Below are 8,312 nucleotides of genomic sequence, written 5' to 3' on the forward strand. Positions count from 1 at the left end.
TTCAAAAATGTCTGGAAATCTTCTAGGCATTTTTTGTTCAATTTTTCTAGCATTTCTTTTCATTTTTTCTTGCAATTTTCAAGAAATGGTGTTTAAATAGAAGACGTAAATTGATCGATGAGAAAGACACCTAAACTTGAGAGTCTTCTGATAAGAGAGGAAGGTCGTGGCTGAAAACCTTCTAGGAGAAAACCAAGGGCAGACCACTTTCACAAGACCCTTATGAATCTAAGGGCGGTGCAGACCGTTAAGACTTTCAAGGAGTAGCAATACTTAAAATTAGGTGGAACCACGTAGATACGTCCTAGTGTAGTCATGAATGATGGCTATGCTAGGACTTTTTGTTTTACGTGAATCATCAGAAATATGGAGGAAAACAAGATGGTTAAAATTACTTTTCCAGATGGTGCAGTCAAAGAATTTGCTGCAGGTGTAACAACGAAAGAAATCGCTGAAGGTATCTCAAAGAGTTTAGCGAAAAAAGCATTAGCCGGTAAATTAAACGGCCAATTAATTGATTTAACACGCGAAATTAATGAAGATGGGGCAATTGAAATTATTACGCCAGATCATGAAGATGCGTTGAGCCTATTACGTCATTCAAGTGCCCATTTAATGGCTCAAGCAATGCGTCGTTTATATCCCAAAATTCACTTTGGCGTAGGTCCAGCCATTGATTCTGGTTTCTACTACGATACAGATAATGGAGAAAATGCAATTACCGCAGAAGACCTACCAGCTATCGAAGCGGAAATGATGAAGATTGTGAAAGAAAACTTACCAATCGAACGCCGTGTCTTAACAAAACAAGAAGCACTAGAATTATTTGCGCAAGATCCATATAAAGTGGAATTAATTACCGAATTACCTGAAGATGAAGTGATTACTGCTTACCAACAAGGTGAATTCGTAGACCTTTGCCGTGGCCCACATGTCCCTTCAACTGGTCGTATCCAAGTCTTTCAATTATTATCAGTGGCCGGTGCATATTGGCGCGGAAATTCTGACAACCATATGATGCAACGTGTTTATGGTACTGCCTTCTTTGATAAAAAAGACTTAAAAGAATTCTTGCGTTTACGTGAAGAAGCTAAAGAACGTGACCACCGTAAATTAGGTAAAGAACTTGATTTATTCATGGTATCTAAGGAAGTTGGTTCTGGTTTGCCATTCTGGTTACCAAAAGGCGCTACGATCCGTCGTACCATTGAACGCTACATTGTTGATAAAGAAATTAGCTTAGGTTACCAACATGTCTATACTCCAGTGATGGCTGATGTGAACCTTTATAAGACTTCTGGCCACTGGGATCACTACCATGAAGATATGTTCCCACCAATGGATATGGGCGATGGTGAAATGTTGGTATTACGCCCAATGAACTGTCCGCACCACATGATGGTTTATAAAAATGACATCCATTCCTACCGCGAGTTACCAATTCGTATTGCTGAATTAGGAATGATGCATCGTTATGAAAAATCAGGTGCTTTATCTGGTTTACAACGTGTGCGTGAAATGACTTTAAATGATGGACATACATTTGTGCGTCCAGATCAAATTAAAGATGAATTCAAACGTACTTTAGACTTAATGACTTCTGTTTACCATGATTTTGGTATTGATGATTATCGTTTCCGTCTAAGTTATCGTGATCCAAATAATACAGATAAGTACTTTGATGATGATGCTATGTGGGAAAATGCACAAACCATGTTAAAAGCTGCGATGGATGAATTAGGCTTAGAATACTTTGAAGCAGAAGGAGAAGCGGCATTCTACGGTCCTAAACTAGACGTTCAAGTAAAAACAGCACTAGGTATGGAAGAAACACTATCTACTATCCAATTAGACTTCTTATTACCTGAACGTTTTGATTTAACATATGTGGGTGAAGATGGCGAAAATACCCACCGCCCAGTCGTTATCCACCGTGGAATCGTCTCAACTATGGAACGTTTTGTCGCTTACTTAACAGAAGTGTACAAAGGGGCTTTCCCAACATGGTTAGCACCAATTCAAGCAACCATTATTCCTGTGTCTGTGGATGCGCATAGTGATTACGCTTATGAAATCAAACGTCGTCTACAAGAAAAAGGATTACGTGTCGAAGTGGATGATCGTAACGAAAAAATGGGTTACAAGATTCGGGCTTCTCAAACGCAAAAAATTCCTTACCAAATCGTTGTTGGGGATAAAGAAGTGGAAGAAGGTACTGTTAATATCCGCCGCTACGGTAGCAAAGAAACACATGTAGAATTACTAGACATGTTTATCGATGCCATGGTTGCGGACGTGAAGAACTACAGCCGTAAATAGTGAAACAAAATGATAAAGATGCCAAACGTATTGATATTGGTTTGGCATCTTTTGTTTTTTTGTTAAAACTTTCATGGATTAATTTTGCAATCTATTTGCTTTTATGAAAAAAGTATGCTATATTTTCATTAGTAATGATACTTGAAGGTGAGTGAGCGATGTTTAATTGCTCACTCTTTTTAATGAAAAAATGCCTTGAAGTTCACTAAAGGAGGTCTGAAGAATTTGAGTAGCGTTGTCCAAACAGTTACCGATTTAGTTACACCAATTGTTGATGAACATGGATTTGAATTAGTAGAAGTAGAATTTGTCAAAGAAGGAAAAAGCTGGTATCTTCGTGTCTTTATCGATAAAGAAGGCGGAATTGATATTGAAGAATGTGCGCTTGTCAGTGAACAATTAAGCGAAAAATTAGATAACGTTGATCCTGATCCAATCCCACAAGCTTACTTTTTAGAGGTTTCTTCACCAGGAGCAGAACGCCCATTGAAGAAAGAAAAAGATTATGAAAAAGCATTAGGAGAATACATTCATATCTCTTTATATCAAGCGGTTCAAGATGAAAAAGTTTATGAAGGATTTTTGGAAAGCTTCGATGAAAATCAATTAACATTAAAAGTACGCATCAAAACACGTGAAAAACAAATCACTTTTGATCGAAACAATATTGCCAAAGCACGTTTAGCAATTCAGTTTTAATTATGGAGGGAAAATAATCAAATGAGTAAAGAAATGTTAACGGCCTTAGAAACTTTAGAAGCGGAAAAAGGTATTGCCAAAGAAATCGTGATTGAAGCCTTGGAAGCCGCTTTAATCTCTGCCTATAAACGCCACTATGGACAAGCCCAAAATGTGGAAGTTGAATTTGATCAAAAGAAAGGGGACATCCATGTTTATGCGGTGAAAGAAGTCACTGAAGAAGTCATGGATAGCCAATTAGAAGTTTCAATTAAAGATGCGATTGCGATTAATCCGCATTATGAAATTGGAGATAAGATTCGTTTTGAAGTGACACCAAAAGATTTCGGTCGGATTGCTGCTCAAACTGCTAAACAAGTCATCTTACAACGTGTTCGTGAAGCAGAACGTAGCATTATTTATGAAGAATTCTCACAATATGAAAAAGAAATTCTTCAAGGAATCGTTGAACGTCAAGATAATCGTTATATCTACGTGAATTTAGGGAAGATTGAAGCCGTCTTATCAAAACAAGACCAAATGTTAAATGAATTCTACCAACCACATGACCGCATTAAAGTCTTTGTATCCAAGGTAGAAAATACTTCAAAAGGCCCTCAAGTCTTTGTAAGCCGTAGTCATCCTGATTTACTACGTCGCTTATTTGAACAAGAAGTCCCAGAAGTGTATGATGGTACTGTTGAAATCATGAGTATTGCCCGTGAAGCTGGGGACCGTTCTAAAATTGCGGTTCGTTCATTTGATGCAGATATTGATCCAGTGGGTACTTGTGTCGGTCCAAAAGGTCAACGTGTCCAAAATGTAGTCAATGAATTAAAAGGCGAAAACATGGATATCGTCGAATGGGATGAAGATCCAGCTGTTTACATTGCCAATGCGTTGAATCCAGCAGAAGTAAGTGATGTAATCTTTGACTTAGAAAATCCAAAATCATGTACGGTTGTTGTGCCAGACAATCAATTATCCTTAGCGATTGGTAAACGTGGTCAAAATGCACGTTTAGCTGCCAAATTAACCAACCATAAAATTGATATCAAACCTGAATCTCAAATGCAAGAATTCTACGCGCAACTTGAAGCACAAGAAGCTCAAGAAGAAGTAGATGAATCATTAGTAGAAGAAGCGTTTGACGAAGTGGCACAAGAAATTAGTGAAGAAGTTGTAGCTGAGGAAGTTGCACAAGATGATGCTGTAGAAGTGTTAGAAAGCGAAGATGAAACTTTAACTGAAGAATAGGAGGTACCTATGAAGCAAAGAAAAATCCCTTTAAGAACCTCTGTTGTAACCGGTGAAGTGATTCCCAAAAAACAATTATTAAGAATTACGCGCTCAAAAGAAGGTGTCGTTTCCATCGATCCAACGGGTAAAATGCCTGGACGTGGTGCCTATATCGCGATGGAGCCAGAAGAAGCTGAACTTGCTTGGAAAAAACGCATCTTTGATAAAAAATTTGGTGTGACATTAAGTGACGAATTTTATCAAGAATTACTAGATTATGTGAAACATCAAAAAGCACGTCGAGAGTTATTTGGAAATGAATAAACAAAAAGTATTGAATCTTTTAGGTCTTGCCCAACGCGCGGGTAAATTAGTAACGGGTGAAGAACTTGTTACCAAAGAAATCCAAGCACAAAAAGCAAAATTTGTTTTTGTAGCTAGTGATGCGGGTAAGAATACCTTAAAGAAATTGCAAGATAAATCAAGATATTATGAAATCCCTCTAAGTGAAGCTTTTACTAGTCTTGAATTGACACAAGCTTTAGGAAAACCAAGAAAAGCAATTGCGGTGATGGATCACGGCTTTGCTAAGAAAATGGGGGAATTATTGAACGAATAGGAAGGTGATTGAATGAGTAAAGTCAGAATTTATGAATTGGCGAAAGATTTAAATGTCTCCAGTAAAGAATTAGTGGAAAAAGCCAAAACAATTGGAATGGAAGTAGAAAATCATCGTAGTGCAATTACGAAAGAAGAAGCGCAACAATTAAAATCCGAGTTCCAAAATCGTGAAGTGGTTCAAACGGATGGTCATAAAAAATTCCAAACCCAAAGAAACAATCCGAACTTTCTAAACCGTCATAAACAACAAAGAAATACGAATTCAAATAATCGAAATCGCAAAAATACCAAAAATGGCGCAAATCAAAGAACAAACGATACTTCAAAAGCTGAATCAGTAAGCAAAAATATAGTTGCTAAACCAGTTACCGAAGTCAAAGAGGCACCTAAAAAAGCTGAATCAACAAAGCAATCTAAAGTGACTGAAGTGAAAAAAGCAGAAGTTACTAAGCAAGTGAAGCAAACCCCTGAAGTTAAAGTTGCTAAAGAAAAGCCAGCTGAAAAAGTACTTCCAGTTCAGCCTGAGAAAAAAGAAACTGCTAAGCCAGAAGTGACTAAAGTAGCTGAGAAGAAAGCAGAAGAAAAGGTGGTTGCTCCAGTTAGTGAAAAAGAAGTGAAAATTGAGCAACCTCAATTGGAGCCTAAAAATGAAAAACCAGAAATGAAAGTTGTTGATAATGTGTCAAACAATAAGAAGGAAAAGAAATCTCAAGTGAGCCAATCTGAAAAACAAGGAAAACCAATGAAACAAGAAAATCAATCAAAATCAGAAAAAGTGAAAAAAGTTGCCCCAGTTGGCACTGAACAAGAGAATCGTAAACAAGAGCGACCAAAAAACAAAGCGAAAAAACAACATAACAATGATCGCTATGAAGACGATAATTTTGGTAAAGGACGAAATGCTAAGAAAAATAATAAGAAAGATTTCGACAAACCAAATAATAAATTCAAGGGCAAAAAAGGCAAAAATAATAAGCCACAAGAAAAGAAACCAGCTGTGCCACCACGTAAATTCCGTGAATTACCAGAAGTATTGGAATATACAGATGGTATGAACGTAGCAGAAATTGCGAAAAAAATTCACCGTGAACCAGCTGAAATTATCAAAAAATTATTTATGATGGGCGTAATGGTCAACCAAAACCAACCATTAGATAAAGATACCATTGAATTATTAGCAGCAGACTATGGAATCGATGCGCAAGAAAAAGTCCAAGTCGATATTGCAGATATTGATAAATTCTTTGAACCTGAAGAAATCAATGAAGAGAATTTAGTAGCACGTCCACCAGTTGTGACCATCATGGGACACGTTGACCATGGTAAAACGACTTTACTAGATACTTTACGTAATTCACGGGTAACAAGTGGAGAAGCGGGCGGAATTACCCAACATATCGGGGCGTACCAAATTGATATCGATGGTAAACCAATTACCTTCTTGGATACACCTGGACACGCAGCCTTCACAAGTATGCGTGCTCGTGGTGCAAGTATCACGGATATCACTATTTTAGTCGTAGCGGCTGATGATGGAGTTATGCCACAAACTGTTGAAGCGATTAACCACGCCAAAGCTGCCAATGTACCAATTATTGTAGCGGTAAATAAAATTGATAAACCAGCGGCTAATCCACAACACGTCATGCAAGAATTAACCGAATATGAATTAATTCCAGAAAGCTGGGGTGGCGATACCATCTTTGTAGAAATCTCAGCGAAATTCGGTCAAAATATTGATGAATTATTAGAAATGATTCTATTAGTGGCTGAAGTAGAAGACTTAAAAGCTGATCCAACGCAACGTGCAATTGGTACCGTCATTGAAGCACGTCTAGATAAAGGTAAAGGACCGGTTGCTACATTATTAGTACAACAAGGAACGATGCATGTAGGTGATCCAATTGTTGTCGGTAATACATTTGGTCGTGTCCGCGTGATGACCAATGACCTAGGCCGTCGTGAAAAAGCTGCGGGACCGGCAACTCCAGTGGAAATTACTGGTTTGAATGATGTCCCACAAGCAGGTGATCGTTTCGTAGTCTTTGAAGATGAAAAGACGGCGCGTGCTGCTGGTGAAGAACGTGCCAAACGTGCTTTAGTCCAACAACGTTCAGTGACCCATCGTGTTACTTTAGATAACTTATTCGATAGCCTAAAAGAGGGTGAATTGAAGGAAGTTAATGTGATTATTAAAGCGGACGTACAGGGTTCTGCGGAAGCTCTAGCCGCCTCTTTACAAAAAATCGATGTAGAGGGTGTTCGTGTCAATATCGTTCACTCAGCGGTTGGTGCGGTAAATGAAAGTGATGTTACTTTAGCCGCAGCATCTAATGCGATCATTATCGGCTTTAACGTTCGCCCTACACCACAAGCGAAACAACAAGCAGAACTTGAAAGTGTGCAAATTCGTTTACATCGTATCATCTATAAAGCGATTGAAGAAATTGAAACAGCGATGAAGGGAATGCTTGATCCAGAATACGAAGAAAAAATTACAGGTCAAATGGTGGTCCGTGAAACCTATAAAGTATCTAAAGTCGGTACAATTGCTGGATGTTATGTATTAGAAGGTTCAATTAAACGTGATAGCGGTGTACGTGTCATTCGTGATGGTATCGTTATTTACGAAGGACAACTTGCTAGTTTGAAACGCTTCAAAGATGATGTCAAAGAAGTCAAAATGGGATTTGAATGTGGTGCGATGATTGAGAAATTCAACGATATCAAAGTAGACGACATTATTGAAGCCTTCATCATGGAAGAAGTCAAAGTAGACTAATAGACAGCTGCTAAGGAGGAAATTATGGCAAACTATCGTGATAGACGCTTAGCACAAGAAATCCAAAAAGAAGTCAATCAAATCTTGCGTAAAAAAGTTCGTGACCCACGCGTACAAGAAGTAACAATTACTGAAGTTCGTGTGACTGGAGATTTACAACAAGCAACGATTTACTATACCATTTTATCTAATCTTGCTTCAGATCGTACAAAAGCACAACAAGGGTTAGAAAAAGCAACTGGACTAATCAGACGAGAATTGGGTCATGTGTTAACCTTATATAAAACACCTGAACTATTCTTTAGTTATGATGAATCCATTGACTATGGAAATAAAATTGATGAAATGCTAAGAAATTTAAATAAAGAATATTAATATTTGGCTGAGTCAGAAAGTAGAATCTGGCTCAGTTTTTTTATTACAATTTTATTGATACTGTCTTTACTATTTGTCCAACAAAGAGTAAACGTAAGCGCCCAATAACAAGGTGTATATCATTCCTCCAGTCCTCCAGTTATACTGTATTCAACAGAAGATTGGAGGATTTTTTATGATGAAACAACCAATTGTCCCTTTAGAGCTGCCAAAAAATGACAGGAAACACTTCAAGCAACGAACTAAAAACGATCTATTGCTTCGTTGTAAAGTGGGACCTATTGAGCTCAGCTTTTTC

Annotated in this window: 7 protein-coding genes; all 7 read left to right on the top strand. The window is 37.8% G+C overall.

Annotation, left to right across the window (positions count from 1 at the left end; translation table 11 throughout):
* Positions 1-381: 381 nt before the first annotated feature.
* Entirely contained in the window at positions 382-2,319 is a 1,938-nt protein-coding gene (gene thrS, locus ACTQZM_RS03990; RefSeq protein WP_441652965.1) for a threonine--tRNA ligase, read from the top strand.
* A 225-nt stretch (positions 2,320-2,544) separates the two neighbouring features.
* Positions 2,545-3,018: a ribosome maturation factor RimP gene (gene rimP, locus ACTQZM_RS03995; RefSeq protein WP_047342716.1), complete on the top strand. Its 474-nt coding sequence runs from the start codon at positions 2,545-2,547 to the stop codon at positions 3,016-3,018.
* A gap of 21 nt (positions 3,019-3,039) precedes the next feature.
* Positions 3,040-4,254 (top strand): transcription termination factor NusA, encoded by a 1,215-nt coding sequence (gene nusA / locus ACTQZM_RS04000; RefSeq protein WP_441652966.1) that lies wholly within the window; start codon positions 3,040-3,042, stop codon positions 4,252-4,254.
* 9 nt (positions 4,255-4,263) lie between these two features.
* Positions 4,264-4,560: an RNase P modulator RnpM gene (rnpM, locus tag ACTQZM_RS04005; RefSeq protein ID WP_016252348.1), complete on the top strand. Its 297-nt coding sequence runs from the start codon at positions 4,264-4,266 to the stop codon at positions 4,558-4,560.
* Positions 4,553-4,855, top strand: a complete 303-nt coding sequence (locus ACTQZM_RS04010) for a YlxQ-related RNA-binding protein (protein ID WP_441652967.1) — start codon at positions 4,553-4,555, stop codon at positions 4,853-4,855. Before rnpM ends, ACTQZM_RS04010 begins: the two co-directional genes overlap by 8 nt.
* Positions 4,856-4,867: 12 nt before the next feature.
* Positions 4,868-7,639, top strand: a complete 2,772-nt coding sequence (infB, locus tag ACTQZM_RS04015; RefSeq protein WP_441652968.1) for a translation initiation factor IF-2 — start codon at positions 4,868-4,870, stop codon at positions 7,637-7,639.
* 24 nt (positions 7,640-7,663) lie between these two features.
* Positions 7,664-8,014 (top strand): 30S ribosome-binding factor RbfA, encoded by a 351-nt coding sequence (rbfA, locus tag ACTQZM_RS04020; protein ID WP_016252345.1) that lies wholly within the window; start codon positions 7,664-7,666, stop codon positions 8,012-8,014.
* Positions 8,015-8,312: the final 298 nt, after the last annotated feature.

The sequence above is a fragment of the Enterococcus cecorum genome (assembly GCF_052119425.1).
Taxonomy (GTDB): domain Bacteria; phylum Bacillota; class Bacilli; order Lactobacillales; family Enterococcaceae; genus Enterococcus_E; species Enterococcus_E cecorum_C.